We start from the raw sequence: 26,857 nt of genomic DNA on the forward strand, positions 1-26,857 counted from the left end.
CGGAGGACCGGTCCCGCCTGAACGGACGGCCGGCGGGGGTCAGCCGGTGCGGCGCGCGCGCCGGCTCCTTGCTCCGCGCGAGTCGGTGTCGCTTGCGCAGTAGATACCGTACAGCGTGGCGATGATGGCGTGCGCGGGGCCCGCGGGCAGGGTGTACCAGACGGTCTGCGCTTCGCGCCGGGTACTGACCAGGCCTTCGTCGCGCAGCCGGGCCAGGTGCTGGGACAGCGCCGACTGGCTGAGTTCGGGCAGTTGCTCGTTGATCTGCCCCACCGACATCTCGCCGTCCAGCAGCAGGCACAGCATGCGCAGCCGCTGCGCATTGCCCAGCGTCTTGAGCAGCTGCGAGGCCTCTTCGGCGCGCGACTGCATGAGGTCCAGGTCCGCATCGGCCGGCATGCTCATCGGGTGAACCTTCTTGATGCGCGCGATTGCCTGTTTCATGGAATTGACTTTACCATGATATCTAATTAAGATAAAGCTAATTTAGATGACATTGATTTATCCGGGAGGGCCAGCGATTGCTGGCCTCCCGCCGGTTTCCACCCCATCGCAGGAGTTCCGCCATGAATGTCGATCGCATCGTTCTGGGTTTCGCCGGCACCGTCGTGCTGGTGGGTATCGCGCTGGCGCACTTCGTGGCGCCGGGCTGGATCTGGCTCCCGGTGTTCGTGGGCGCCAACCTGCTGCAGTCCTCGTTCACCGGCTTCTGCCCGCTGGCGATGCTGCTGCGCAAGCTGGGCCTGAAGCCCGGTTGCGCCTTTCCGTCCTGAGTGGCGTTGCGTCGAGCCGAGGTGAACCATGTATTACATCGTTGAAACATCCAAGACGCCGGAACAGGCCGCCACCGACCTGGCCGAAGCGGTCGTGCGCAACGGCTTCGGCGTGCTGCACGTGCACGATCTGGGCGCCACCCTGCGCAGCAAGGGCGTCGCGTTCGAGCGCCAGTGCAAGGTGTTCGAAGTGTGCAATCCGCAGCAGGCGGCCAGCGTGCTGGCGGCGGACATGCGGCTGAACATGGCGCTGCCGTGCCGCATCTCGGTCTACACCGACGGCGGCAAGACCTGGATCGGCATGATCCGGCCGGTGCGGATGTTGGGCATGCTCTCGACCGATGCCGCCCTGGTTGCGACGGCGGGCGAAGTGGAGCAGGTCGTCACGCGCATCATCGACGAGGCCCGGTGAAATGCCGCGGCCGTACCGGCGCCCCGCGGCGCCGAAACCAGGTCGGATCCCTGCGTGAAGTCCCTGCGGGTCTTGCCGGCACCATCGCCTGCCGAGTTGACCACGCTCAAGTCCTCCCCGGCTTTGATGGCACACGCTGCCAGCATCCCCTCTGAGCAGGAGTCTGCCATGTGCGACGTCGTCATCATTGGTGCGGGTCTGGGCGGCATGAGTGCCGCCTATGAAATCAAGGCCACGTTGGGTAGCGCCCATCGCGTCACGGTGGTCGGCGAGGGTGGCCTGTTCTCGTTCACGCCATCCAACCCGTGGGTAGGCATCGGCTGGCGCGAGCCTGCCGACGTGCAGATCGACGCCGCGTCGGCGCTGGGCCGGCACGACATCGCGTTCGTCGACTCGCCGGCCAGCGCGGTCCATCCGGCGGAGAACCGCGTGCTGCTGCAGGATGGCCGCGAGCTGAAGTACGACTACCTGGTCATCACCACCGGCCCGCGCCTGGCCTTCGACGAAATTCCGGGGCTGGGGCCGCTAGCCGGTTACACGCAATCGGTCTGTACCACGGCGCATGCGACCGCTGCCTGGCAGGCCTACGAGGCGTTCCTGCAAGCGCCCGGCCCGGTGGTGGTCGGCGCCGCGCAGGGGGCGAGCTGCTTCGGCCCGGCCTACGAGTTCGCGATGATCCTCGACACCGATTTGCGCCGGCGCAAATTGCGCGATCGGGTGCCGATGACGTTCGTCACGCCGGAGCCGTACATCGGCCACATGGGACTCGGCGGCGTGGGCGATTCCAGGGGACTGCTGGAGAAGGAGCTGCGCCAGCGCCACATCAAGTGGATCACCAATGCACGCATCGACAAGGTCGAGCCCGGCGTGATGCAGGTCAGCGAGCATGACGCGCACGGCCAGGTGCTGGAGACTCACGCGTTGCCGTTTGTCTACTCGATGGTGATCCCCGCGTTCACCGGCGTGGCCGCGCTACGCGGCGTCGAGGGACTGGTCAATCCGCGCGGCTTCGTGCTGATCGACAAGCACCAGCGCAATCCGGCGTTTCCGAACATCTTCTCCGCCGGCGTGTGCGTGGCGATCCCGCCGGTGGAGGTGACGGCGGTGCCGACCGGGGCGCCCAAGACCGGCTTCATGATCGAATCCATGGTCGGTGCGCTGGCTGCCAACATCAAGGCCGCCATCGACGGCAGGCCCGCCACCGCCGAGGCGACATGGAACGCGGTGTGCCTGGCCGACATGGGCGACAGCGGCGCGGCGTTCGTGGCCATTCCGCAGATCCCGCCGCGCAATGTCACCTGGGCGAAGCAGGGCAAGTGGGTGCATCTGGCCAAGGTCGCGTTCGAGAAATACTTCATGCACAAGATCCGCTCGGGCAACACCGAGCCGGTCTACGAAAAGTACGTGATGAAAGCCCTCGGCATCGAACGGCTCAAGCCGGCGACGCAGCCCGAGGGCGTGATTCCACCCCGATGACACACCGAGCGTCCTTGCCATGAAATCCGTCCCGCCCCTGGTCGCCATGCTGCTGGTTGTCGTCGCGCTGGTCGGCTGCGGCAAGCCTCATCCGCCGACTGCCGCGCAGAACCCGCCACCGGCGCTGGCCAGCGTGGTTGTGCACGCACAGGCGGCGCATGACGAACAGGTCTGGGACGGCGTGGTGGAGGCAGTGAACCAGGCCACGATCACGGCGCAAACCAACGCGCTGGTGCTCGAGCTGCCGCATGACGTCAACGATATCGTCGCCAAGGGCGATGTGCTGGTGCGCTTCACCGACGTCGAGCAGAAGTCGGCGCGCAGCGCGGCACAGGCACAGGTCGCTTCGGCCGAGGCGACCTACCGGGAGGCTGCCGCGTCGTACAAGCGCATCGAAGCGGTCTACGCGAAGGGTTTCGTCTCCGCGGCACAGATGGATCAGCAGCGCGCCCAGCGCGATGCGGCACAGGCGGCGCTGGCGTCGGCCCGGGCCCAGCTCGATCAGGTGGGCCAGGCGCTGGACTACACGGTGCTGCGCGCGCCCTACGCAGGCATCATCACCCGCCGCTACGTGCAGGTGGGCGAGGCGGTGCAGGCCGGTCCGCCGTCGCCCCAGCCGTTGATCGCGCTGCAATCGCTGGACGATCTGCGCGTCAACGTGCAGGTGCCGCAAAGCGCGGTCGATGCGATCCGCCGTTTCCATGCGGCCGAGGTGCTGCTCACCGGCGACGGCGCACGCCGGGTCGCCGCCGGCAGCGTCAGCGTGTTTCCGTACGCCGACCCGAACACCCACACCTTCAATGTGCGGCTGCAATTGCCTGCTGGCGACACCGGCCTGTATCCCGGCATGACGGTGAAGGTCGCCTTTGCCACCGGTGAGGCGAAACGCCTGCTGCTGCCGGCCAGCGCGCTGGTGCAGCGTGGCGAGCTGCTGGGCGTGTACGTGCTGGATGAGCACGGCGCAGCCTTGCGCCAGTTGCGCATCGGTCATCGCTACGCGGACCAGGTCGAGGTGCTGGCCGGGCTCGACGACGGCGAACGGGTCGCCACCGATCCGGCCGCCGCCGCGCGCTGGCTGATCGAGCACAGATCGACCGGGAGCGGATCGATCGAGAGCCGGCACGGAGTCGCGCCATGAGCGAGCCACGGCTCGGCTTCTCCGGCCGCATCGCCCGCACATTCCAGCGTTCGCCGCTGACGCCGATCCTGGCGATCGCGGCACTGCTGCTGGGCCTGGTCGCGGTGATGATCACGCCGCGCGAGGAAGAGCCGCAGATCGACGTGACCATGGCCAACGTGATGGTGCCGTTCCCCGGTGCCGACGTGCACGACGTCGAGAACCTGGTGGCCTATCCGCTGGAGCAGAAGCTGGCCGAGCTCGAAGGCGTGAAGCACGTCTACTCGGTGAGCCGGCCCGGCATGGCGGTGATCACGGTGGAGTTCCAGGTCGGCGTGCCGCGGCAGACCGCGATCGTGCGGCTGTACAACCAGGTGTTCCAGAACCAGGGCTTCGTGCCGCCCAACCTGGGCGTGGGCCCGCCGCTGGTGCGGCCGATGGGCATCGACGACGTGCCGGTGATGGCGCTCACGCTGTGGAGCGACGATCCCGCGCAGGGCCCGACCCAGCTGGCCGAAGTCGCGCATACGCTGGAAACCGAATTGAAGCGCGTGCCCGGCACACGCGACGTCTACACCATCGGCGCGCCCGAGCGGGCGGTCGTGGTGGATCTGGATGCGGCGAAACTGGCCGCCTACGGCATGGCCGTCGGCGACCTGGCGAATGCCTTGCGCGCGGCCAATGTGGTGACCCAGGCCGGCGATCGCGTGACGGGCAACCGCGATGTGCCGGTGACCGCCGGGCGTTTTCTCGCCGACGCGGCGGATGTGGCGCAACTGGTGATCGGCCTGAAGAACGGCCAGCCGGTGTTCCTCTCCGACGTGGCCACGATCCATCAGGGCGCCGACCTGCCCAGCCGCTATGTCTGGTTCGGGGCGCCCGCCGGCAAGGCCGGTCCCGCTGCCGGCAACGCAGCGGCGGTGACCATCGCGGTGGCGAAGAAGCCTGGTACCAATGCTGCCGACATCACCGACGCGATCCGTGCGCAACTGCATGTGCTCGAAGGCGTGGTGATTCCCGCCGGCGTCCACGTCACGGTGACCCGCGACTACGGCCAGACCGCCACCGACAAGGCGGACAAGCTGATCCACAAGCTGATTTTCGCCACCTCCTCGGTGGTGCTGCTGGTGCTGCTGGCGATGGGCTGGCGCGAGGCGATCGTGGTCGGCAGCGCGGTGGTCATCACCCTGGCGCTGACCCTGTTTGCATCGTGGGCGATGGGCTTCACCATCAACCGCGTCTCGCTGTTCGCGCTGATCTTCTCGATCGGCATCCTGGTCGACGATGCGATCGTGGTGGTGGAGAACATCCACCGGCACATGGCCGGATCGGAGACGGCTCGGGGCGGACGCACCCTGCGCGAGGCGATTCCCGCGGCGGTCAGCGAGGTCGGCGGGCCGACCATCCTGGCCACCTTCACGGTGATCGCCGCGCTGCTGCCGATGGCCTTCGTGTCCGGCCTGATGGGGCCGTACATGCGGCCGATCCCGATCAACGCCTCGGCCGGCATGCTGCTGTCGCTGGCGGTCGCGCTGATCGTGACGCCATGGCTGGCGCTGAAGCTGCTCGGCCATCACCGGCACACCGACGCTGCGCCGACGGACAGCCATGCCGCGGGCGATGGCCGCCTGCACCGCGTGTTCCATCGGCTGATGCTGCCGTTCCTCGACGGCGACCGCGCGCCGCGCCGGCGCCGCCTGCTGTTCGCCGCGATGGGCGTGCTGGTGCTGGCCGCCGTGGGCCTGGTGGTGATCAAGGCGGTGGTGCTGAAGATGCTGCCGTTCGACAACAAGTCCGAGTTCCAGATCGTGGTGGACATGCCCGAGGGCAGCACGCTGGAGCGCACCAACCGCCTGCTCGGCGAGCTGGCGCAGAGCCTGGCCGGCGTGCCCGAAGTGAAGGACTGGCAGGGCTATGCCGGCACCGCCGCGCCGATCACCTTCAACGGGTTGGTGCGCCAGTACTACCTGCGCAACGGTCCGATCGTCGGCGACCTGCAGGTGAACCTGGTCGACAAGAGCGAGCGCTCGCGCCAGAGCCACGCGATCGCACTGGCCGTGCGGCCGGCGCTGGCCCGCATCGGCGCGCGCTACGGCGCTTCGGTGAAGGTGGTCGAGGTGCCGCCCGGTCCGCCCGTGCTCGCACCGATCGTGGCCGAGGTCTACGGACCCGACTACGCCGACGTGCGCCGCACGGCGCGCGCGCTGGAGCGGAAATTCAAGGCCAACCCCGACATCGTCGACGTCGACACCAGTGTGGAGGCGGATGCGCCGCGCGAGGTGCTGGTGGTCGACCGCGCACGCGCGGCGCGGCTGGGGCTGGACCAGGCGTCCATCGCGCAGGTGTTGCGCACCGCGCTGTCCGGCGAGGATGCGACTTACCTGATGGATGGCCACGCGAAATACGCGGTGCCGATACGCCTGCGCCTCGACGCCGGTGACCAGGCGGCGATGAACCAGCTGCTGGCGTTGCGCGTGCGCGCGCAGGGCGGGGCCCTGGTGCCGTTGTCCGAGGTGGTCAGCGTGCAGCCGGCAAACTGGGAAAAGGCGATTTATCACAAGGACCTGCTGCCCTATGCCACGGTCACCGGCGACGATGCCGGCGCCACCGACAGCCCGTTGTACGGCATGTTCTCGCTGGTCGGCGAACTTCGCCACGAGCGGCTGGACGGCCAACTGCTGCAGCAGCACTTCATCGCGCAGCCCACCGACACCACCCGCGCCGCGGTGAAGTGGGATGGCGAGTGGCAGATCACGTTCGAGACCTTCCGCGACATGGGGCTGGCGTATTCGGTCGGCCTGCTGCTGATCTACCTGCTGGTGGTCGGCCAGTTCAAGAGCTATGTGGTGCCGCTGATCATCATGGCGCCGATCCCGCTGACCGTGATCGGCGTGATGCCGGGGCATGCCTTGCTGGGCGCGCAGTACACCGCCACCTCGATGATCGGCATGATCGCGCTGGCCGGCATCATCGTGCGCAATTCGATCCTGCTGATCGACTTCATCAACCACGCGCTGGCCGCCGGACAGCCGTTGCGCGAGGCGGTGATCAACGCCGCGGCGGTGCGCGCGAAACCCATCGTGCTGACCGGGGTGGCGGCGATGATCGGCGGTTTCTTCATCGTCGACGACCCGATCTTCCAGGGCCTGGCGGTGTCGCTGATCTTCGGCATCCTGGTGTCGACCGCACTGACCCTGCTGGTGATTCCGCTGCTGTATTACGTGTGGCTGCAGCGGCATCCCTTGCCCGAGACACCATCCCCCGAAGGAGCGTGAGCATGAGCGAGACCCAGGAATTCACGCTTACCCTGACCCAGGAATCGGATTACGTTTTCCGCATCGAATTCGACGACACCGCGATCCCCGCGCTGTACACCGACGAATCCGCGCCGCTGGGCAACGACACCGGTCCGAACCCATCGCGCATGCTGGTCGCCGCCGTGGCCAACTGCCTGAGTGCCAGCCTGTTGTTCTCGCTGCGCAAGTTCAAGAACCATCCGGGCAGCATCGTGACCCGGGCGAAGGCGCGGCTGGAACGCAACGAGCACAAGCGCCTGCGCGTGGCGCATATCGAGGTGGCGATCGAGCTGCCGGAGGCCGCTGCCGACTACGTGCAGATCGAACGATTGCTGCAGCAGTTCGAGGACTTCTGCGTGGTCACCGAGAGCGTGCGTCAAGGTGTCGCGGTGGACGTCAGCGTTCGCGATGCGGCGGGCACATTGCTGCATGCCTCCGGGTCGGCGTGATCCGTGCGCTGGCAGGTGCGCGCTGCGAGGTTGACGTGGATCAGTCGGGATGGCGTCAAGGCGCGCTAGCATCCCGTCATCCGCGGCATCCGCGCCGCCTGCTGGAGTTTTCCGCATGAAATCCGTCAAGACCGTTCTTGCGCTGGCGTGTGGCCTCGGCCTGGCCATGGCGGCGCAGGCCTCTCCCCAGCACGCCCATGAGGGCCACACGGCACACGCCGCCACGGCGGCTGCGCCGGTACCGACGCAGCGCTGGACGCCGGATGCACCGTTGAGCGACGGCATGCGCCGCGTGCATGCCGCGGTCGACGAGCTGCGCCACTACGAGATGGGCCACATGAGCGCGCCGATGGCGGTGGATCGTGCCACCGCGGTCGAGGAGGCGGTGACCTTCATGTTCGCCCACTGCAAGCTGGCAGCCGAGCCCGACGCCGCGCTGCACGGCATCCTGGTGCCGCTGCTGAGCGCGGCACAGGCACTGAAGGCCGATCCGAAGAAGGTCGGGGCGGTGGCCGACATGCGCGCGGCGATCGCGCACTATCCGCAGTACTTCAACGACCCGGGCTGGGATCAGTCCGCACCGGTCGAGCACGTGATGCACGACGAGCCCTGAGTCGTGGCTGCCGCGCATCACGTCGCCGTCGGTGTGCGCGTGGCCTGCAGCGCCGCCCACAGCACATCGACGCGCCGTTCCACCGTGGCATCCGGCACGATCGGCCGGCTCCAAGTGCGCGTGGTTTCGGACGGCCATTTGTGGGTGGCGTCGATGCCGAGCTTGGAGCCGAGCCCGGCGACCGGGCTGGCGAAGTCGAGGTAGTCGATCGGGGTGTTCTCCACCAGCATCGTGTCGCGCGCCGGATCGACGCGGGTCGACACGGCCCAGATCACGGCAGACCAGTCGCGCACGTCGATGTCGTCGTCGGTGACGATCACGAACTTGGTGTAGGTGAACTGGCGCAGGTACGACCATACGCCCATCATCACGCGGCGCGCGTGGCCGGCGTACTGCTTGCGGATGCTGACCACGGCGATGCGGTAGGAACACGCCTCCGGCGGCAGATGGAAGTTCACGATTTCCGGAAACACCTTCTGCAGGATCGGCACGAAGATGTCGTTCAGCGCCAGCGCCAGCACCGACGGCTCATCGTGTGGCGCGCGGCCCATGTAGCTGCCGTGATAGATCGCCTCGCGACGCAGCCGCATGCGCTCGATGGTGAACACCGGGAAGTGATCCTGCGCGTTGTAGTAGCCGGTGTGGTCGCCGAACGGGCCTTCCAGCGCGGTGTCGCCGGGATGGATGAAACCTTCCAGCAGGATTTCCGCGCCGGCCGGCGCGTCGAGGCCAGTCATCTCGCTGCGCCACACACGCGTGCGCTGGCCGCGCAGCAAGCCGGCGAATTCGTATTCGGACAAGCTGTCCGGCACCGGCGCCACCGCTGCCAGCATCGTCGCCGGGTCGGCGCCGATCGCCACCAGCACGGGAAACGGTTGCTGCGGATGCGCGGCGCACCAGTCCGCGTAGTCGAGCGCGCCGCCTCGATGCGGTAGCCAGCGCATGATCACCCGGTTCGGTCCGATCACCTGCTGGCGGTAGATCGCCACGTTCTGGCGCGGCTTGGCTGGGCCGCGCGTGACCACCAGGCCGAACGTGATCAGCTTGCCGGCGTCGTCGGGCCAGCAGTGCTGGATCGGCAGGCGCGCCAGATCGATCTCGCTGCCCTGCAGCGTCTCGTATTCGAACGCGGCCTCGCGTACGCGCTGCGGCGCCACGTGCGCAAGCTGGGCCAGCTCCGGCCAGGTGGACAAGGCCTGGCGCAGGCTGGACGGCCAGCGTGGCTCCTTGATCGCGGCGAGCAGCTGGCCGAGCTCGCGCAGCGAGGCCAGCGGGCGTCCGGCCAGTGCCAGCTCGATGCGCCGTCGATGGCCGAACAGGTTGCCGAGCAAGGCATGCGTTGCGCCGACCGGCTGTTCCATCAGCAGCGCCGGTCCACCCTCGCGCAGCGCGCGCAGGCTCAGCGCGGTGGATTCCAGGTGCGGATCGACCGGAACCTGCACGCGCAGCAATTGCCGCTCGCGTTCCAGTCGGTCGAGAAAGCTGCGCAGGTCGTGATGGCTCACGCGGCGTCGCTGTCCGCCGCATGCCAGCGGCCATCGCGCAGGCTCGCGCGCAGGGCGACGTCCCATGGCGCGGTATCGATGTCGTGGGCGGCCAGCCACGACGGATCGAACAACGTCTGCGCGTAGCGTTCGCCACGATCGCACAGCAGGCTGACGATGCTGCCGCGCTGGCCGCGTGCGCGCATCGATGCGGCCAGCTGCAGACAGGCCACGAAGTTGGTGCCGGACGAGCCGCCGTAGCGACGGCCCAGCAGTTCCTCCAGCAGCCACGCGGCGGCGATCGAGGCACTGTCCGGCACCTCGATCACATGGTCGACCACGTCGAGCAGAAAGCCGGGTTCGACCCGCGGCCGACCGATGCCCTCGATCAGGGTCGGCTGGCTGGCCACCGCGTGCGGGTCGCGTGTGCGCCAGCCATGTACGAAGCCGCTGCCGGCGGGCTCGGCGACGCACAGGCGCGTAGGCAGGCGGCGGTAGCGCAGGTAGCGGCCGATCGTGGCCGAGGTGCCGCCGGTGCCGGCGCCGCAGACGATCCACTCCGGTTCCGGCTCTGCCTCCAGCGCGAGCTGTCCGATGATCGACTCGGCGATGTTGTTGTTGCCGCGCCAGTCGGTGGCGCGCTCGGCGAGGCCGAACTGATCCAGGTGGCAGGCGCCGCGCTCGGCGTGTTCGGCGGCGCGTGCATGAACCTGGGCGGGATCGTCGACCAGATCGCATTCACCGCCCAGCGCCTGCACGTCGCGGATCTTGCCCGGTGCCGTGCAGGCCGGCATCACCGCGATGAAATGCAAGCCCAGCATGCGCGCGAACCACGCCTCGGAAATGGCGGTGCTGCCGGACGAGGCATCGACCACGGCCTGGCCGTCACGCAGACGCCCGTTGCACAGCGCGTACAGGAACAGCGAGCGGGCGAGCCGGTGCTTGAGGCTGCCAGTGGGGTGCGAGGCTTCGTCCTTGAAATAGAAATCGATGCCGTGGAAGCCGGGGAAATTCAGCTTGAGCAGATGCGTGTCGGCCGAGCGTGCCGACTCCTGCTGCAGCTTGGCCAGCGCGGTGTGCACCCAGCGGCGTTCGGCTTCGCGTTGCGGATTGACGAGGCGCAGGATGCTGTCCATCGAAGGCTCCGTGATCATGGTGGGGCGTGTACGGCGGCGGTCAGCGCACGCACGCGGCGACCGAGGAATTCGAAATAGCGGTCGATGTAGCTGATGCCATTTTCATGGTCGATCAGGTACGGGTTCATCAGGGTGTGGCGCAGGATCAGCAGGCGATCGTCGTCGCCGTCACGCTCCAGCGTGCTGGCGTCCAGTGCCAGTCCGGTGAGGATGCGCGCGGTCTCTGCGGCACCGAGCACTTCCGGTCGCAGGCTGGTCACCGAGCCGAAGAATTCCTTCAGCTGCAGCGGCTGCGCGGGGTCGCAGCGCAGCGTGTCGTGCAGGGCGCGCACGAACGCATTCGCGCCGGCCACCGACGCGTTGTCGCACGGATTGAGCGCGAGGCAGACCAGGTTGCTGTCCGGTGCGAACGGCACGAGTGCGTGCACGCAGTCGGCCAGTTCCAGCGCGAACCGCCGCGCGCGCGCATGGAACGCCTCGGCCGCGCGCACGGTGGCGCGCGGCAAGTGGCCGAAGTGGCGGTGATCGAGCGGCAGCACCTTGTGCGTGACGTACACCGCCGCCGCGGCCGCACCGGACTTGGAGCCTTCCGGGATGAACTGGCCCAGGCTGCGGTAGCGCGCCAGGTAGCCGGCCGGCGTGGCTGCATGGAACACGTAATCGGCGCGCTCGGCCAGCAGCGCCATCGGCCGGTGATCGCGGCAGATGAAGGCGCCGGTGCCGTACGGCAGGTAGCCGAGCTTGTGCGGATCGACCGTGGCCGAATCGGTGTCGCCCAGCGCCGCGAACGCCGCGTGCACTGCCGGCGTGGGGAACTGCACGTAGTCGGCGGCCACCTCGGCGCGCGTGCGCAGCGAGCCGTCCTCGTGACGGAACAGCGTGGCCAGGTAGCCGCCCCAGGCGGCGTCCACATGCACGGCAAAGTCGAGTTCGCGCCCGCGCGATTCGGCGCGCGCGGCGAGTACTTCGTGGATCGGGTCGATGGTGCCGTACTCGGTGCTGCCAAGCACCGCCACGCACATCAGCACCGGCTGCCGCTCGCGCGCGCAACGGGCGAGCGTGTCGCGCAGCGCGGCCGGGTCCAGCCGCATGCCGTCGGTGGGCAGCAGTTCCAGCTGGTCGCGGCCCAGGCCGAGCAGTTTCAGCCCCTTGCTCCACGAGTAGTGCGCGGTGACCGGTGCCAGCACCAGCGGCACGCGCAGCGACGGATGCGCGGCGAAGAAGCCGACCATGCCGCGCTGCTCGATGCGCTCGGCCTCCACCTGTTGCAGCCAGCGCGCACGCGCGGCCGATGTCTGCGCGGCCAGCCAGTGCTGCCATGCCTCCAGCATGGCGATGCCGTCGGCGTGGGAGAGGTTGAAGGCGCTCCAGTCGTCCGCAGGCAGCTCGATCTCGGGCACCTTCGCCGCGCGCAACGCCACCGGAAACGCCTTCAGCGCCAGCGCCAGCCGCAGCGCCTGGTAGTTGGCCAGGGTGCCGCCGGAAGTGAGATGGCCAAACGCGCAGGCCGGCACCGCCGGGTCATGCGGATAGCCGAGCATGCGCGCCAGCTGCAGGCCCGCCTGCACCTCCATGTCGACGGTGACCGGCGCGGCATCCTCGCTGACGTTGTTGGGGTTGTACGGCAGCGTCAGCATCTGCGCCGCGAGCCCCGGCAGCAGCAGGTCCGAGGCCATGTGGCCGATGTAGCGCGGACTATGGAACGGCACCGATTTCTTCAACGCGGCCGACAGCAGATGCAGTTCGCGGCGCATGCGCGATTCGAACGCGAGATAGTCCGGATGATGCGCGGCGGCGGTGGCGATCGCCGGTGGATCCTCCGGATGGAAGTTGCGCCGCCAGTACACGTGGTCGCGCAGGAACTCCACCATCAGCTTTTCCAGCAGCGCGTCATTCTCGCCGTAGGGGCCGAGAAAGCAGGCGTCCAGCGTGTGGTCACGCGGCGCCAGCGCCGGCAGCGGCACGGCCGCGCTCATGCCAGCCACCCATGCAGCCAGCCCAGCGGATGATGCATGCGCGCGACGCCGAGCATGAACACATAGGTGCACAGCGCGGCGACGTAGCAAAGTTGCCGCGTTCGCGGGGTGCGTCCGCGTTTGAGTGCCAGCGTGCCGAGCAGCACGTACAGCACCAGCAGGATCAGCTTGGTGGTGAGCCAGCCGTTGGCGAACATCGCGCCGGGCAGGATCGTCAGCAGCATCAGCGCGGCGGTGAGCAGGGCGGTGTCGATGCTGTAGCTGAGCAGCCGCAGCGGCGTCCATTGGGCGGCGCCGGCATGCCCCAGCTGCGCCGCAAGCCCGCGCAGCGCGAACAGCAAGCCGCTGGCCAGCACGCAGGCGATATGCACCCATTTGATCTGCGGATAGAACTCGATCATCGTGATCCCTGCGCGTTCGTGGTGGCCGGCGCTGCCGGCGAAGGAGCGGGGCGCACGCGCGCGCCCCGCCGGGACTTACACGGTTTCGGCGACAGCCTCGGCACGAGCCGGCGGCGCACCTTCGGGCAATGCCCGGGCCAGCACTTTCGTCCGCGCCTGCGGCTTCTGCGCCAGCCACAGCGAGGCGACGAACACGGCGATCAGCAGCGCGCCGATCGCGAACAGGATGTCGCCAGGCATGCGCATCCACACCAGCATGTGGATCAGCGGGCGGTCCATGAACTCGGCCGAGCGGGCGAACCAGTAGCCGTGGTCAAGTACCGCGCGCAACTGCAGCAGGCCCAGCGGCAGCAGGGTCAGGACGCCCATCAGCGACAGCCCGATGTTGAGGCTCCAGAACGAACCGCGCAGCAGGCCCTCGCGCCACATCGCCTGCGGCTTGATCCCGCGCAGGCAGAACAGCATCAGGCCCATGCCGAGCATGCCGTACACGCCGAACAGCGCGGTGTGGCCGTGCAGCGCGGTGAGGTTCAAGCCCTGCATGTAGTACAGCGCGATCGGCGTGTTGACCAGGAAGCCGAACATGCCCGCACCGACCAGGTTCCAGAAGCTCACCGCCACGAAGAACATGATCGGCCAGCGGTAGCGCGCCATCCACGGCGCGGAGTGCTGGCGCTTCCAGGTGCCGTAGGCTTCCAGTCCGATCAGCGCCAGCGGTACCACTTCCAGCACCGAGAAGCTGGCGCCGAGCGCGATCACCGCGGTGGTGGTGCCGCTGAAGTACAGATGATGCAGCGTACCGAGCACGCCGCCGGCCATGAACACGATGGTGGCGAACAGCACGCCGACGGTGGCGGTATGCACGCGGACCAGGCCCAGCTTCATGAACAGGTAGCTGATCACCGCGGTGGCAAACACTTCGAAGAAGCCTTCCACCCACAGGTGCACCACCCACCAGCGCCAGTACTCGACCATGGCGATGTGGGTGTGCTCGCCCCACATCAGGCCGGCGCCGTAGAGCAGGCCGATCGCCACGGTGGACATGAACAGCAGGCCGACGATCGAGGCGCTTTCGTCCTTGCTGCGCATCACCGGCCACAGCGCGCGGCCGACCAGGAACACCCACAGCATCAGGCCGACGAACAGGAAGATCTGCCAGAAGCGGCCGAGGTCGGTGTATTCCCAGCCCTGATGGCCGAACCAGAAGTTGTACTGCAGGCCCATCTTGTCCATCACCGCGAACCACTGGCCGGCAAACGAGCCGACCACGATCACCAGCAGGCAGACCCACAGGAAGTTCACCCCGAGCCGCTGGAACTTCGGCTCGTAGCCGGAAATCATCGGCGCGATGTACAGGCCGGTGGCCAGCCACGCGGTAGCGATCCACAGCACCGCCAGCTCGGTATGCCAGGTGCGGGTGAGCGCGTAGGGCAGGTAATTGGCCAGTGCAAATCCGTAGGTCTGTTGTCCCTCGACCTGGTAGTGCGCGGTGGTGGCGCCCAGCAGGATCTGCGCCAGGAACAGCGCCAGCACGGTCCAGAAATATTTCGCGGTGGCCTTCATCGACGGTGTCGGCTTCAGGTCGGCCAGCGGATCACGCAGTGGTGGCGCCGCCGGCTTCTCCTCGCTGCCGTGCACCGCGTGGTGCCAGGCCAGCAGGCCGATGCCGAGGATCATGAACAGGACGCTGAAGATCGACCACAGGAACGCGGTCGAGGTCGGCGTATTGCCGGCGATCGGCTCGTACGGCCAGTTCTGCGTGTAGCTCATGGTCTCGTGCGGGCGCTGCGCGGCAGCCGCCCAGCTGGTCCACCAGAAGAACGCGGTGACCGCGCGGCGATGGGGCATCTCGGCGATGGTGTTGTCGCGCATCGCATAGTCTTCGCGCAGCTTCTTCGTCGCCGGATCGTTGCTGAACAGGCTCATGTAGTGCGCGGCAACCGCCTCCATCGCATGCGCGCGCAGGTCCGACACGGTGATCGTGTCGGTGCCTGCGTCATACGTGTTGGTGCGCAGCTCCTGCATGACGCGCGACTTCAGCGCGGCCTGCTGCGGCGCATCCAGCGACGCGTACGGCCCGAGGCCTTCGTCGCGCGCCAGCAGCTCCAGCATCGTGGTGGCTTCGCGATGCAGCCAGTCGGCGCTCCAGTCCGGCGCCAGCAGCGCACCGTGGCCCCAGATCGATCCCAGTTGCTGGCCGCCGATGCTCTGCCAGACCTCACGGCCCAGTTCCATGTCCGCCTTGGTGTAAAGCGTCTGGCCCTCGCTGGTGACCACCGCGGTGGGCAGCGGCGGTGCCTGCTGGTGCACCTCGTAGCCGACCCACAGCAACACGCTGAACGAGACGATCAGCAAGGCCGCCAAGCCCAGCCAGAGTTTTCGGGTGGTACTCATCGCGCATCTCCCTTCAATGATGCGCGCATGCTGGGGGCAACGTCGGTGAGTCTTCTTGATTCAGGTCAGTGAGTGAGTCTTCGGCGCTGTACGGATTGTCGCAGTCGACCGCATGGACGGCCGGATGCCCTTGCTGCAGGCGCGGAACGACGGCATTTGATGCAGGTCATGGCCGACGTGTCGGTTGCGGCGGAACCTGTACCTCTTCCCGCCGTCGAGCTTTGCCGTGTCTGCCTGGTACCCATGGATCGTCCTGCTGCACTTGTCCTGCGCGATCGTGTTCGTCGGCGCGGTGGCGTTCGAGGTGCTGGTGGTCGAGTCGCTGCACAAGCATTTCGACGGCGCCACCATGCAGCGCATCGAGCAGGCCGTGATGGCGCGGGTGCGTCGGTTCATGCCGCTCGTGGTGATTCTGCTGTTCGCCAGTGGCGGCGTGTTGTTCGACATCCGTTGCGACGGCACCGTCTGTATCGGCTCGCGCTTCGGCAACCTCTTGTTGCTGAAGGTACTGCTGGCGTTCGGCGTGCTCGGCGTGTTCGTCAATGCGATGTGGGCGATGCGGCGTGGTGCGATGAACGCGTGCCGGTTCCGGCATACCCACCGGATCGTGCTCGCGCTGATGGTCGGTATCGTCTTCCTGGCCAAGACCATGTTCTACTTGTAGCCATCCATTCATTCATGAGGTGTGCGATGTCCGATGTCACGTTCAAGGGCCAGCCGATCAACGTCGATGGCCAGTTTCCCGCGATGGGTTCGACCGCCCCGGCGTTCAGCCTGGTCGGCGGCGATCTCTCCGATGTGGCGCTGTCGAGCTACGCGGGCAAGCGCAAGGTGCTGAACATCTTCCCCAGTGTCGACACCGGCGTGTGTGCCGCCTCGGTGCGCCGCTTCAACGAGCTGGCCGGCAAGCTCGACAACACCGTGGTGCTGTGCATCTCGGCCGATCTGCCGTTCGCGCAGGCGCGTTTCTGTGGTGCCGAAGGCCTGGACAAGGTGGTCAACCTGTCACTGATGCGCGGTCGCCAGTTCCTCAACGACTACGGCGTGGCGATCGCCAGCGGCCCGCTGGCCGGCCTGGCTGCCCGTGCGGTGCTGGTGCTGGACGAGCACGACAAGGTGATCCACGCTGAACTGGTCGGTGAAATCGGGCATGAGCCGAATTACGACGCGGCGCTGAAAGCACTGGGCTGATTGCGCTTGATTCGCAGGGCGGCGGTGTCCGCCCTGCGGCGCATGCCAGTTCGTCTCAGCGATCGATGCCGATGATCGGCACGCCGAATGGCCGCGCCTGGGGATTCAGGCCCAGCCCGTATTTCAGGCTGCGGGCGATGCGTTCGGCGTATTCCAGCATGAGCGCGGCGCTGGCTTCGTCCAGCTCCTCGGCACAGGTCTCGCGCCACAGCGCGAGCCAGCGGTCGAAGTGTTCGGCCCGGATCGGATGCGGCCGGTGCGCACCCATCGGGTTGCCGCGATAGCTTCCTGCGCGCAAGGCCACCGAGGCCCAGAACGAGGTGAGCAGGCGCTTGTGCTCGTCCCAGTCGTCCACGGCCGCATTGAAGACCGGGCCGATCTGCGGATCGCGCCGCACCTTTTCGTAGAAATGGTCGACCAGCGTGGCAATCCTTGCTTCGTCGAATGGCGTGGCTGTATTCATGCGGGACATGCTGGATCGGATGGAAGAAGCAGAGTGTGACGACAACAAGATGCATCCGGCCATCATGGCCGGATGCATTGCCGGGTTGGCGGAGCTTACTTGCCGAGGCTCAGGGTGCCCTTCATCAGCGCGGCGTGGCCGGGGAAGGTGCAGAAGTAGGCGTACTGTTCGCCTGCCTTGAGCTTGGCTACGTCGATCGTGGCCGTATCGGATTCGCCGCCGCCGATCAGCCTGGTGTGCGCGATGATGCGCGCGTCGCCCGGCTTCTCGTAGCTGTCGCTGGCGCCGGCCTTCATGCCGTCGGCGATCACGCCGGCTTCGTCGGAAGCATGCGACAGCACCCAGTTGTGGCCCATCGCGGTCTTCGGCAGCTTGCCGGTGTGCTTCAGCGTCACCGCGAAGCTCTTGCAGGTCTTCGGCACGGTGATGGTCTTCTGGTTGAACTGCATGGCATCGCTGCCTTCGATGGTGGTCGCGCACTCGGCGGCCATCAGCGGGGTGGACAGCACGGCGAGCAGGGCAAGGGCAATCAGTTTGCGCATGAAGTGTTGCTCCGGGGGAAGTGGGTGCAGCTCGGGATCATTCTGCGACGGCGGCGCATGGCGCACACTGATCTGGATCATGGCCGGCGGCGCCGCTTGTCATGGACACTGTAGCCACGCACTGGTCATCACCGGAAGGAGACACGATGACGCATGTCGTCACTGAAAACTGCATCAACTGCAAGCACACCGATTGCGTCGAGGTGTGCCCGGTGGATTGCTTTCACGCCGGGCCGAATTTCCTGGTGATCGACCCGGACGAATGCATCGACTGCACGCTGTGCGTGGAGGAGTGTCCGGTCGGCGCGATCTTCCCCGAGCTCGATGTCCCGGCCGGGCAGGAGATCTTCATGTCGATCAACGCCGAGCTGGCGCGCGAGTGGCCGGTGCTGACCAGCAAGATCGCCGCGATGGAGGACGCCGCGAAGTGGGACGGCGTACCGGACAAGCTGCCGCTGCTCAAGCGCTGATTCCGGTCGGGAGCTCGCGCTCGTAACCTTTGGCCCGAAAAGGTTTATGGTTGAACGGCTGGCGCGGCGGTTGGGGGCAGGGGCCATCGTTCCGACATGTGCAAGCGAACCCGACGGGCATGGCGGTCGCCGTGTCAGTGTTTCGTCGTGTACCGGCTTGCGCTTTCGCATTTTCGGAGGAAGCAGCGATGAATGAAGCAGCACAACCCTTGACCGACGACGATACCGAACTGTCACCATGGTGGTTGCGAGCGGTGGTGATCGTGATGGTCATCGGCTTTGCCGGCTTGCTGGCCATCACCTCACTGGCCTATCGCAATGCGCCGCCGATCCCGGCGCAGGTGATCGATGCCCAGGGCGCCGTGCTGTTCAGCGGCGACGATATCCGCGACGGCCAGGCGGTATTCCTCAAATACGGCCTGATGGACAACGGCAGCATCTGGGGCCACGGCGCGTACCTCGGGCCGGATTATTCCGCCGAAGCGCTGCATCGTCTCGGCGAGGATACCGCCGCGGCCATTGCCGGCAAGCAGTATGGCAAACCCGTGGGCGCGCTGGACGCACAGCAGCAGGCGGCTGTGCATGCGGAAACGGCGGTAACCCTGAAAACCAACCGTTACGATGCGCAGAGCGGCGTGTTGCGCCTGATCGAGCCCGAGGCAGTCGCTTACCGGCAGCAGATCGATTACTGGACGAACTACTTCAAGGATCCGACCAGGAATGGCGGGCTCAAGCCCAATCTGATCAGCGATTCCACCGAGTTGCACCAGTTCACTGCTTTCGTGACCTGGGCTGCGTGGGCTTCGGTGGCGACGCGGCCGGATACGAATGCGTCGTACACCAACAATTTCCCCTACGACCCCAGCGTGGGCAATGTCGCCACCGGCAGTGCGCTGCTGTGGAGCGCGCTGAGCCTGCTGGTGCTGCTGGCCGGCATCGCGACCGTGCTGCTGGCGTTCGGCAAGTTCGATTACCTGGGCTGGATCAGCCGCGATCAGCATGTGCATCCACATTTGTTGCCAGGGCAATCGAGCCGGGGGCAGCGGGCGCTGGTGAAGTTCTTTGTGGTGGTGGCGCTGCTGTTCCTGATGCAGGCCCTGGTCGGTGGTGGCGTGGCGCATTTCCGCGCTGATCCGGGCAGTTTCTACGGCTTCCAGCTGGAGAACATTTTCCCCAGCAACCTGCTGCGTACCTGGCATCTGCAGACCGCGATCTTCTGGATCGCCACCGCCTACGTCGCTGCCGCCCTGTTTCTTGGCCGCTCCCTGCGCGCGCCGGATGACGAGCCGCGCTGGCTGGCCGGTTGGGTGCACGTGCTGTTTGCGGCCTTCGTGATTGTGATCGGCGGCAGCCTGCTCGGCGTATGGGCCGGCATCGAACAGAAGCTGGGCAACTTGTGGTTCTGGTTTGGCGACCAGGGCTGGGAATACCTGGAGCTCGGCCGTGTGTGGCAATACCTGCTGGTGGTCGGCCTGCTGGTGTGGTTTGCGATCCTTTGGGTGTTGGCGCGTCCGCGTGCGGTAGCCAACCCGGCCGCACGACCGCTGGCGAGGATGTTCCTGTTCGCCGCCGTCGCCATTCCGGTGTTCTACGTGCCGGCGCTGTTCTTCGGCGCCAAGACCAACTACACGGTGGTCGATACCTGGCGCTTCTGGATCATCCACCTGTGGGTGGAGGGCTTCTTCGAATTCTTCGCCACCACGGTGGTCGCGCTGACCTTCTATCAACTGGGCCTGACCCGGCGCAACGTGGCGCTGCGGGTGATCTACCTGGACGCGATCCTGTATTTCCTTGGCGGCCTGATCGGCACCGGGCACCACTGGTATTTCACCGGGCACACGAATTTCAACATGGCCATGTCGGCGCTGTTCTCGGTTCTTGAAGTGGTGCCGCTGACCTTGCTGACGCTGGATGCCTGGGACTTCGTGCGCACCACCCGCGGCGATTGCGACGTGTGCGGCAAGGCCGTCGCGGTGCCGCACAAGTGGGCGTTCTACTTCCTGATGGCGGTGGGCTTCTGGAACTTCGTCGGTGCCGGCATGTTCGGTTTCTTCCTCAACCTGCCGATCGTCAGCTACTACGAGGTGGGTACGCAGATCACGCCGACCCATGGCCATGCGGCGCTGATGGGCGTGTTCGGCATGCTGGCCATTGCCTTGATGGTGTTCTGCCTGCGCCAGGCCAGCAGCGATGCGCGTTGGCCCGGCATCGAGAAATACGTCAAGGTGGCATTCTGGGGTACCAACATCGGCCTGGCGCTGATGATACTGATGAGCCTCTTCCCCAGCGGCGTGATGCAGTTGTGGGACGTGGTCGAGCATGGTTACTGGCATGCGCGCAGTGCGGACTACATGGCGATGCCCCGTTCGCACCTGGTGGAGTGGTTGCGCCTGCCTGGCGACCTGATCTTCATCGGCTTCGGCGCGATTCCGCTGGTGATCGCTTCGCTCAAGGGCTGGCTGGGCGTGCGTGCGGACGCGCGGGCGGAAGCACGCTGACAGCGATGATCCATGAAAAAGCCCGCGCCGACCCAGGTCGACGCGGGCTCTGTTTTTCCGGTCAGGCGATTACTTCGCCACCACGCGCACCATTTCCAGGCACTTGTTCGAGTAGCCCCACTCGTTGTCGTACCAGCTGACCAGCTTGACGAAGGTGCTGTCCAGCGCGATGCCGGCGTCGGCATCGAACACCGAAGTGCAGGTTTCGCCGCGGAAGTCGGTGGCGACCACCTTGTCCTCGGTGTAGCCGAGAACGCCCTTCAGCGCGCCTTCGCTCTGCGCCTTCATCTCGGCGCAGATCTCGGTGTAGGTCGCGGGCTTTTCCAGTTCGACGGTGAGGTCGACCACCGATACGTCCGCGGTCGGCACGCGGAAGCTCATGCCGGTGAGCTTCTTGTTGAGCTCGGGGATCACCACGCCGACGGCCTTGGCCGCGCCGGTGGAGGACGGGATGATGTTCTCCAGGATGCTGCGGCCGCCGCGCCAGTCCTTGTTGCTCGGGCCATCGACGGTCTTCTGCGTCGCGGTGGCGGCGTGCACGGTGGTCATCAGGCCGCGCTTGATGCCCCACTTGTCGTGCATGACCTTGGCGATCGGCGCCAGGCAGTTGGTGGTGCAGCTGGCGTTGGAAATGATCGCCTCGCCCTTGTAGGTCTTGTCGTTCACGCCATACACGAACATCGGCGTGTCGTCTTTCGACGGCGCCGACAGGATCACTTTCTTCGCGCCGGCGTCGATGTGCTTCTGCGCGGTTTCCTTGGTCAGGAACAGGCCGGTGGATTCGATCACCACGTCGGCATTCACTTCGTTCCACTTCAGGTTGGCGGGGTCGCGTTCCTGGGTCAGGCGGATGGTCTTGCCGTTGACCAGCAGGTGGCCGTTCTCGATCTTCACGTCGCCCTTGAAGCGGCCGTGCACCGAGTCGTAGCTCAGCATGTAGGCGAGGTAGTCCGGCTCGAGCAGGTCGTTGATCGCCACGATCTCGATGTCGTTGCCGAAGTTCTGCACGGCTGCGCGCAGCACGTTGCGACCGATGCGGCCGAAGCCGTTGATGCCGACCTTGATGGCCATGAGGGGGCGTTCTCCTGAGGGCGATTGGGAATATGGTGACGGTGAGCGGCAACCGCTGGCGCGGCACCGACGCGATCGCGAAATCTTACAATGAAAGCCCCCGCGCCGCCCGCGTCGGATCGTCGCTATGGCAGACTGCAGCCTTTCCAGCGGGGCGGCCATGTTCAAGTTCAGCGGTTTGTTTGCCTTCATGGCGGTGCTGCTCGTGGCCGCTCCGCTGGCGCATGCGTGGGGACCGCTTGGCCACAGCGTGGTTGCCGAACTGGCGCAACGGCATCTGAGCCCGGCCGCCGAGGCCGAGGTGGGGCGCCTGCTGGCAACGGAGCATGTGCAACGGCTGGCCGACGTCGCCAACTGGCCCGACCAGATGCAGGACGATCCGGCGATGGCCTCGTTGTGGAAGCAGACCCGCACCCAGCACTACATCAATTTCCGTGGTGGCAGCGATTGCGATTACGTGCCGCCGCGCGACTGCCGCGGGGGTCGCTGCGTGGTGGCGGCGCTGCAGTATTACGTGGGCGTGCTGGGCGATCACAGCCAGTCCGATGCGGTACGCCGCAACGCGCTGAAGTTCGTGGTGCATTTCGTCGGCGACATCCACCAGCCGCTGCACGCCGGCTATCGCGACGACAAGGGCGGCAACACCTACCAGGTGCAGTACGACGGCGGCGGCAGCAACCTGCACAAGGTGTGGGATTCGAAGATGCTGTATACCCGCGATCTCGACTGGCAGGCGTATTCGCAGGCGCTGGACTCGCCGGTTCCGGTGGCGCTGCCGGCACCGGTCGCGCCGCTGGACAACCCCTACGCGCAATGGGCCGAGGAGTCCTGCCGGATCACCGCTGAAGCCGGCTTCTACCCGCCCGGGCACAAGATCGACCAGGCCTACGTCAAGGCCGAACTGCCGGTGGCCGAGCTGCGGCTGCGCCAGGCCGGCCGACGACTGGCCGACGTGCTCAACCTCGCACTGGCGGATTGACCGACAAGATCGGCGGGCTGCACGGAGAACCGATGTTCGGACATCCAGACATCCATTGCATACGTTTGCAGGGCTGGCACCGCGTTCCACATCTGCTAGCCTCGGTGGAATGACCGATACCACGTTTCGCCGAACCAAGATCGTCGCCACCCTGGGACCCGCCACCGACGCGCCGGGCATGCTCGACAAGCTGATCGCCGAAGGCGTCAACGTCGTGCGCCTGAACCTTTCGCACGGAAAGCCGGACGATCATCGTGCGCGCGCCAACGCAGTGCGCGCGGCCGCGGCCGCCGCCGGTTGCGAGGTCGGCATCCTGGCCGATCTGCAGGGACCGAAAATCCGCATCGAGACGTTTGCCGATGGCCCGGTGGAACTGGTCGAAGGTGCATCGTTCGTGCTGGACTGCCGGCCCGGCGTGCCGCCCGGCGACGCCTCGCGTGTCGGCGTCAGCTACTACGAATTGCCGCAGGACGTGCATCCCGGCGACGTGCTTTTGCTGGATGACGGACTGGTCGCGCTGACCGTGCTGGAGGTGGTCGGTACCGAGGTGCGTTGCCAGGTGTTGATCGGCGGCAAGCTGTCCAATCGCAAGGGGCTGAACCGGCAAGGCGGCGGACTCTCGGTGACGGCGCTGTCGGACAAGGACAAGGCCGACATCAAGCTGGCTGCCGAAATCGGCGCGGATTTTCTGGCCGTATCGTTCGTGCGTTCGGCCGAGGACATGCACCAGGCCCGCCGCCTGCTGCACGAGGCCGGCGGCAACGCCGCGCTGGTCGCGAAGATCGAGCGCGCCGACGCGATCCCGGTGCTGGGCGAGATCATCGACGCGTCCGACGTGGTGATGGTGGCGCGCGGCGACCTGGGCGTGGAGATCGGCGATGCCGAATTGCCCGGCCTGCAGAAGAAGATCATCCGCGAGTCGGTGCAGCGCAACCGCGCGGTGATCACCGCCACGCAGATGTTGCAGTCGATGGTGCGCTCGCCGATCCCGACCCGCGCCGAAGTGCTCGACGTGGCGAACGCGGTGATCGACGGCACCGACGCTGTGATGCTGTCGGAGGAAACCGCCGCCGGTGCGCATCCGGACAAGGCGGTGGCGGCGATGCGGCGGATCTGCCTCGGCGCGGAGCGCCAGTTCGAGCCAAAGGAGGACTTGACCACCGGCGGCCACCGGCTGGACCGTACCGACCAGGCGATCGCGCTGGCGGCGATGCTGCTGGCCGGCGAGCTGGGGGTGCGCGCGATCGTGGCGCTGACCGAATCCGGCGCTACCGCGCAGTGGCTGTCGCGTTACCGCACGGCGATCCCGATCTATGCGCTCTCGCCGCTGGCCGACGCGCGGCGGCGCATGCTGCTGCTGCGCGACGTGCAGCCGGTGGCGTTTTCGCACGAGGGCCTGAGTTCGGCCGCGACGGCCCGCGCGGCAGTACAGCAGCTGTTCGCACAAGACCGCCTGAGCGAGGGCGATCGCGTGGTGCTTACCCACGGCGATCACGTCGGCCAGGGTGGCGGCACCAATACCTTGAAGCTGCTTTCGGTCGGTGCCGAGGGCATGGTCGAGAGTCTGCGCGACCTCTGATACTGACGCGCAGCTGTCCCTCGGCGCCATGTCGGCTGGCGCCGAACGGCCGGGCAGTTACACTTCGGTCGACCACCGGCACAGGAGATCGCCATGAAAACCTCGTTTCGTCCGCTTCGCCAAGGGCTGTTGCTGGCACTGGCGCTCGGTTTCGTCGCGCCCGTGCTGGCGCACGCGCGCAAGGTCGACCAGAAGGATCTGTATCGCTACTGGATCCTGCTCAACACGAAGGTGCAGATGGATGCACCGAACAGCGGGCTGAACCTGGACAAGCCCGGTTGCGCGGCGGTGACCTACACGATCGGCTCCGACGGCGTGCCGATGGACGTGAAAGTGGTGAAAGTGGTGCCCAGGAGCGATCTCGGCCCGGTGGCGCGCAGTGCGGTTTCCAATTTTCGCTACGGCCCCTCGCTGAGCAACCGCATTGGCGAACCGGTGGCGACCAGCTACATCGTGCCGTTCAATGCACCCGAAGACCCCGCCCAGCGCCAGAAGTTGATGGATGCCTGCCAGCTGCCCGGTTTCGCGCCCTGATTGGGGTGCCGGCGCGGGCCATCAGGTCCGGCTCGGCAATCTGGCCTATAATTGCCGTTTTGAACCATGCCGCTTCGGCTTCGAGGCGGCTTCAACCTTGTGCAGGCGCGCCTCGCCCTGGCACCACGGAGTCGTCATGAGTATTGAAGATCTCGAAAGCATCGCCCTGGCGATGGTCGCGCCCGGCAAGGGCATCATCGCCATCGACGAGTCGACCAACACCATCAAGAAGCGCTTCGAGGCCGTCGGCATCGAAAACACCGAGGAAAATCGCCGCGCCTACCGCGAGTTGCTGCTGACCACGCCGGGCCTGAACGAGCACATCTCCGGCGCGATCCTGTACGACGAGACGATTCGCCAGTCGACGAAGGACGGCGTGCCGTTCACCCAGGTCATGAAGAAGGCCGGCATCATCCCCGGCATCAAGGTCGACAAGGGCCCGCAGCCGCTGGCCGGCTTCCCCGGCGACGTGGTCACCGAAGGCCTCGACGGCCTGCGCGAGCGCCTGCAGGAATACGCCAAGCTTGGCGCGCAGTTCGCCAAGTGGCGTGCAGTGATCAACATCTCCGAGGACAACCCCAGTTCCACCGCGATCGAGGCGAACTGCCACGTGCTGGCGCGTTACGCCGCGCTGTGCCAGGAAGCCGGTCTGGTGCCGATGGTCGAGCCGGAAGTACTGATGGACGGCGACCACAGCATCGAGGTCAGCTACGAAGTGCACGAGGCCGTGCTGCGCAGCCTGTTCAACGCGCTGTACGAGCAGAACGTGATGTTGGAAGGCACCATCCTGAAGATCAGCATGGTCATCCCGGGCAAGGATTCCGACGACCAGGTCGATGTCGAGGAAGTGGCCGAGGCCACCGTGCGCGTGCTCAAGACCACCGTGCCGGCCTCGCTGCCGGGCATCGTGTTCCTGTCGGGCGGGCAGACCGACCAGCAGTCCACCGCTCATCTGAACGCCATGAACCAGCTCGGCCCGCATCCCTGGCCGCTGTCGTTCTCGTATGGTCGCGCCATGCAGCAGGCGGCGCTGAAACTGTGGTCGAAGGACATGACGGCGAACTACGCCGACGCCCAGAAGACCGTTCACGCCCGCGCCCGCGACAACGGCCTGGCTGCGCTCGGCCAGTGGAACAGTGGCAAGTAAGGGCACGCGCCGCTGCATCTGATGCGAATGAAAAAACGGGCGCCGCGAGGCGCCCGTTTTTTTTGTCGCAAGCCGCCGTTTTCAGAAACGGTATTCGGCATTCACCGAAAATACGCGGTTGCCGATCTCCAGACGGCCGATATCCGAGCGCTTGGAGATGTCGTAGTAATCGAACGCCGCGCCGACGCTCCAATGACGATTGATGTCGTAACCGGTACCGATGCCGGCGTAGCCATTGGTCGCCTGCGTGCTGGCCTTGGAGGTCTGGCTGGCGCCATTGTCATAGACCGTTTCCGTGGCATGCAGCTTCCACGAGAACAGGCCGGCGCGCGCCGAGACGTACCACTGCGGCGTCAGGTTGAAGTGGCCATTGATGCCAGCCGTCCAGCCGTCACCGGAAAGCTTGTCGCGGTACACGCCCGGTTCGCCGGCCTTGAGGCTGCCAAGGTTCGTGTAGCCAGCCTCGAAGCCAATGAACTGCGTGCGGTAGCCCACGTTGAGGATGCCGGCGGTACCGTGATCGCTGCCCAGGTCGTACTGACCCACGGTTGCGTGGTAGTTGACGCGTCCGGCGCCGGCGTTGACGAACCAGCCGGTCAGATCCTTGGCCTGGGCGCCAGGCATGGCGCAGATGCCGGCGGCAGCGACGGCAAACATTGCAAAAGTCTTGTTCATTGAAAACCCCTTGTGGAGAAGATTCGACCTTCCTGTCGAGCCTGGCGATCCTCGCCGAGGCGGGGCGATTATAAAGGCGAACTTTCGCCATTGAAGCCGTGGAGTGACGACTGCGACCTTCCGACAAAAGAAGGGGCGCCTTGCGGCGCCCCTTCTTTTGTCATCCAGCGATGTGGAACGG

General features: G+C 66.5%; 25 protein-coding genes. 15 read left to right on the forward strand and 10 right to left on the reverse strand.

Annotated elements, in window-relative coordinates:
• Positions 1 to 39 precede the first annotated feature (39 nt).
• Positions 40 to 405 (reverse strand): metalloregulator ArsR/SmtB family transcription factor, encoded by a 366-nt coding sequence (locus CIW53_RS02045; RefSeq protein ID WP_149363416.1) that lies wholly within the window; start codon positions 403 to 405, stop codon positions 40 to 42.
• 161 nt (positions 406 to 566) lie between these two features.
• Here CIW53_RS02045 and CIW53_RS02050 point away from each other — a divergent pair, with 161 nt between their 5' ends.
• The 7 genes from CIW53_RS02050 (at position 567) to CIW53_RS02080 (ending at position 8,136) form a co-directional block, all read left to right on the forward strand.
• Entirely contained in the window at positions 567 to 773 is a 207-nt protein-coding gene (locus CIW53_RS02050) for a DUF2892 domain-containing protein (RefSeq protein WP_140648355.1), read from the forward strand.
• Between the two features lie 28 nt (positions 774 to 801).
• Positions 802 to 1,185 carry a DUF302 domain-containing protein gene (locus CIW53_RS02055; RefSeq protein ID WP_149363032.1) on the forward strand — a complete coding sequence of 128 codons (384 nt, stop codon included), beginning with the start codon at positions 802 to 804 and terminating at the stop codon, positions 1,183 to 1,185.
• 168 nt (positions 1,186 to 1,353) lie between these two features.
• Positions 1,354 to 2,661: an FAD/NAD(P)-binding oxidoreductase gene (locus CIW53_RS02060; RefSeq protein WP_149363033.1), complete on the forward strand. Its 1,308-nt coding sequence runs from the start codon at positions 1,354 to 1,356 to the stop codon at positions 2,659 to 2,661.
• Positions 2,662 to 2,680: 19 nt separating this feature from the next.
• Entirely contained in the window at positions 2,681 to 3,799 is a 1,119-nt protein-coding gene (locus CIW53_RS02065; protein ID WP_149363034.1) for an efflux RND transporter periplasmic adaptor subunit, read from the forward strand.
• Positions 3,796 to 7,053, forward strand: coding sequence for an efflux RND transporter permease subunit (locus CIW53_RS02070; protein WP_149363035.1), 3,258 nt, complete (start codon positions 3,796 to 3,798; stop codon positions 7,051 to 7,053). Before CIW53_RS02065 ends, CIW53_RS02070 begins: the two co-directional genes overlap by 4 nt.
• A gap of 2 nt (positions 7,054 to 7,055) precedes the next feature.
• Positions 7,056 to 7,523, forward strand: coding sequence for an OsmC family protein (locus CIW53_RS02075; protein WP_149363036.1), 468 nt, complete (start codon positions 7,056 to 7,058; stop codon positions 7,521 to 7,523).
• 115 nt (positions 7,524 to 7,638) lie between these two features.
• Positions 7,639 to 8,136, forward strand: coding sequence for a DnrO protein (locus CIW53_RS02080; protein ID WP_149363037.1), 498 nt, complete (start codon positions 7,639 to 7,641; stop codon positions 8,134 to 8,136).
• 17 nt (positions 8,137 to 8,153) lie between these two features.
• Here CIW53_RS02080 and CIW53_RS02085 read toward each other — a convergent pair whose 3' ends face one another.
• The 5 genes from CIW53_RS02085 to CIW53_RS02105 form a co-directional block, all read right to left on the reverse strand.
• The gene (locus CIW53_RS02085; RefSeq protein ID WP_149363038.1) at positions 8,154 to 9,641 is read right to left on the reverse strand and encodes a UbiD family decarboxylase; all 1,488 of its coding nucleotides are present in this window, start codon (positions 9,639 to 9,641) and stop codon (positions 8,154 to 8,156) included.
• Positions 9,638 to 10,756 (reverse strand): PLP-dependent cysteine synthase family protein, encoded by a 1,119-nt coding sequence (locus CIW53_RS02090; RefSeq protein ID WP_149363039.1) that lies wholly within the window; start codon positions 10,754 to 10,756, stop codon positions 9,638 to 9,640. The genes CIW53_RS02085 and CIW53_RS02090 overlap by 4 nt, the downstream gene beginning before the upstream one ends.
• 14 nt (positions 10,757 to 10,770) lie before the next feature.
• Entirely contained in the window at positions 10,771 to 12,732 is a 1,962-nt protein-coding gene (locus tag CIW53_RS02095) for a pyridoxal-dependent decarboxylase (protein WP_149363040.1), read from the reverse strand.
• Positions 12,729 to 13,133: a SirB2 family protein gene (locus tag CIW53_RS02100; protein WP_149363041.1), complete on the reverse strand. Its 405-nt coding sequence runs from the start codon at positions 13,131 to 13,133 to the stop codon at positions 12,729 to 12,731. The genes CIW53_RS02095 and CIW53_RS02100 overlap by 4 nt, the downstream gene beginning before the upstream one ends.
• A 75-nt stretch (positions 13,134 to 13,208) precedes the next feature.
• Positions 13,209 to 15,527: a nitric-oxide reductase large subunit gene (locus tag CIW53_RS02105; protein WP_149363042.1), complete on the reverse strand. Its 2,319-nt coding sequence runs from the start codon at positions 15,525 to 15,527 to the stop codon at positions 13,209 to 13,211.
• A gap of 226 nt (positions 15,528 to 15,753) precedes the next feature.
• On the opposite strand from CIW53_RS02105, the gene CIW53_RS02110 reads away from it, so the two are divergent.
• Both CIW53_RS02110 and tpx read left to right on the forward strand, forming a co-directional pair.
• Positions 15,754 to 16,191: a hypothetical protein gene (locus CIW53_RS02110; protein WP_149363043.1), complete on the forward strand. Its 438-nt coding sequence runs from the start codon at positions 15,754 to 15,756 to the stop codon at positions 16,189 to 16,191.
• Positions 16,192 to 16,217: 26 nt separating this feature from the next.
• Positions 16,218 to 16,718, forward strand: a complete 501-nt coding sequence (gene tpx / locus CIW53_RS02115) for a thiol peroxidase (RefSeq protein ID WP_149363044.1) — start codon at positions 16,218 to 16,220, stop codon at positions 16,716 to 16,718.
• 55 nt (positions 16,719 to 16,773) lie between these two features.
• Here the strand turns inward: tpx and CIW53_RS02120 are convergent, their stop codons facing one another.
• A complete protein-coding gene (locus tag CIW53_RS02120) occupies positions 16,774 to 17,181 on the reverse strand; it encodes a group III truncated hemoglobin (RefSeq protein WP_149363045.1) in 408 nt (135 codons plus the stop codon).
• A 95-nt stretch (positions 17,182 to 17,276) separates the two neighbouring features.
• Entirely contained in the window at positions 17,277 to 17,723 is a 447-nt protein-coding gene (gene azu, locus CIW53_RS02125) for an azurin (RefSeq protein ID WP_149363417.1), read from the reverse strand.
• A 146-nt stretch (positions 17,724 to 17,869) separates the two neighbouring features.
• Here azu and fdxA point away from each other — a divergent pair, with 146 nt between their 5' ends.
• Positions 17,870 to 18,193, forward strand: coding sequence for a ferredoxin FdxA (gene fdxA, locus CIW53_RS02130; protein WP_149363046.1), 324 nt, complete (start codon positions 17,870 to 17,872; stop codon positions 18,191 to 18,193).
• Positions 18,194 to 18,381: 188 nt separating this feature from the next.
• Complete coding sequence (locus tag CIW53_RS02135) at positions 18,382 to 20,691, forward strand: cbb3-type cytochrome c oxidase subunit I (RefSeq protein ID WP_149363047.1); 2,310 nt, start codon at positions 18,382 to 18,384, stop codon at positions 20,689 to 20,691.
• 69 nt (positions 20,692 to 20,760) lie between these two features.
• Here the strand turns inward: CIW53_RS02135 and gap are convergent, their stop codons facing one another.
• Positions 20,761 to 21,762, reverse strand: a complete 1,002-nt coding sequence (gene gap, locus CIW53_RS02140) for a type I glyceraldehyde-3-phosphate dehydrogenase (protein WP_149363048.1) — start codon at positions 21,760 to 21,762, stop codon at positions 20,761 to 20,763.
• A 160-nt stretch (positions 21,763 to 21,922) separates the two neighbouring features.
• On the opposite strand from gap, the gene CIW53_RS02145 reads away from it, so the two are divergent.
• The 4 genes from CIW53_RS02145 to CIW53_RS02160 all read left to right on the forward strand — a co-directional run bounded on the left by CIW53_RS02145 (position 21,923) and on the right by CIW53_RS02160 (position 26,001).
• A complete protein-coding gene (locus CIW53_RS02145; protein WP_149363049.1) occupies positions 21,923 to 22,741 on the forward strand; it encodes a S1/P1 nuclease in 819 nt (272 codons plus the stop codon).
• 109 nt (positions 22,742 to 22,850) lie between these two features.
• Entirely contained in the window at positions 22,851 to 24,320 is a 1,470-nt protein-coding gene (pyk, locus tag CIW53_RS02150) for a pyruvate kinase (RefSeq protein ID WP_149363050.1), read from the forward strand.
• 93 nt (positions 24,321 to 24,413) lie between these two features.
• Complete coding sequence (locus CIW53_RS02155) at positions 24,414 to 24,854, forward strand: energy transducer TonB (RefSeq protein WP_149363051.1); 441 nt, start codon at positions 24,414 to 24,416, stop codon at positions 24,852 to 24,854.
• A gap of 136 nt (positions 24,855 to 24,990) precedes the next feature.
• Positions 24,991 to 26,001 (forward strand): class I fructose-bisphosphate aldolase, encoded by a 1,011-nt coding sequence (locus CIW53_RS02160; protein ID WP_149363052.1) that lies wholly within the window; start codon positions 24,991 to 24,993, stop codon positions 25,999 to 26,001.
• A gap of 81 nt (positions 26,002 to 26,082) precedes the next feature.
• On the opposite strand, the gene CIW53_RS02165 is transcribed toward CIW53_RS02160, so the two are convergent.
• Complete coding sequence (locus tag CIW53_RS02165) at positions 26,083 to 26,676, reverse strand: outer membrane beta-barrel protein (RefSeq protein ID WP_149363053.1); 594 nt, start codon at positions 26,674 to 26,676, stop codon at positions 26,083 to 26,085.
• Between the last annotated feature and the right edge of the window lie 181 nt (positions 26,677 to 26,857).

Origin of the sequence: Rhodanobacter sp. T12-5, from assembly GCF_008329435.1 — a bacterium.
Classification (GTDB): domain Bacteria; phylum Pseudomonadota; class Gammaproteobacteria; order Xanthomonadales; family Rhodanobacteraceae; genus Rhodanobacter.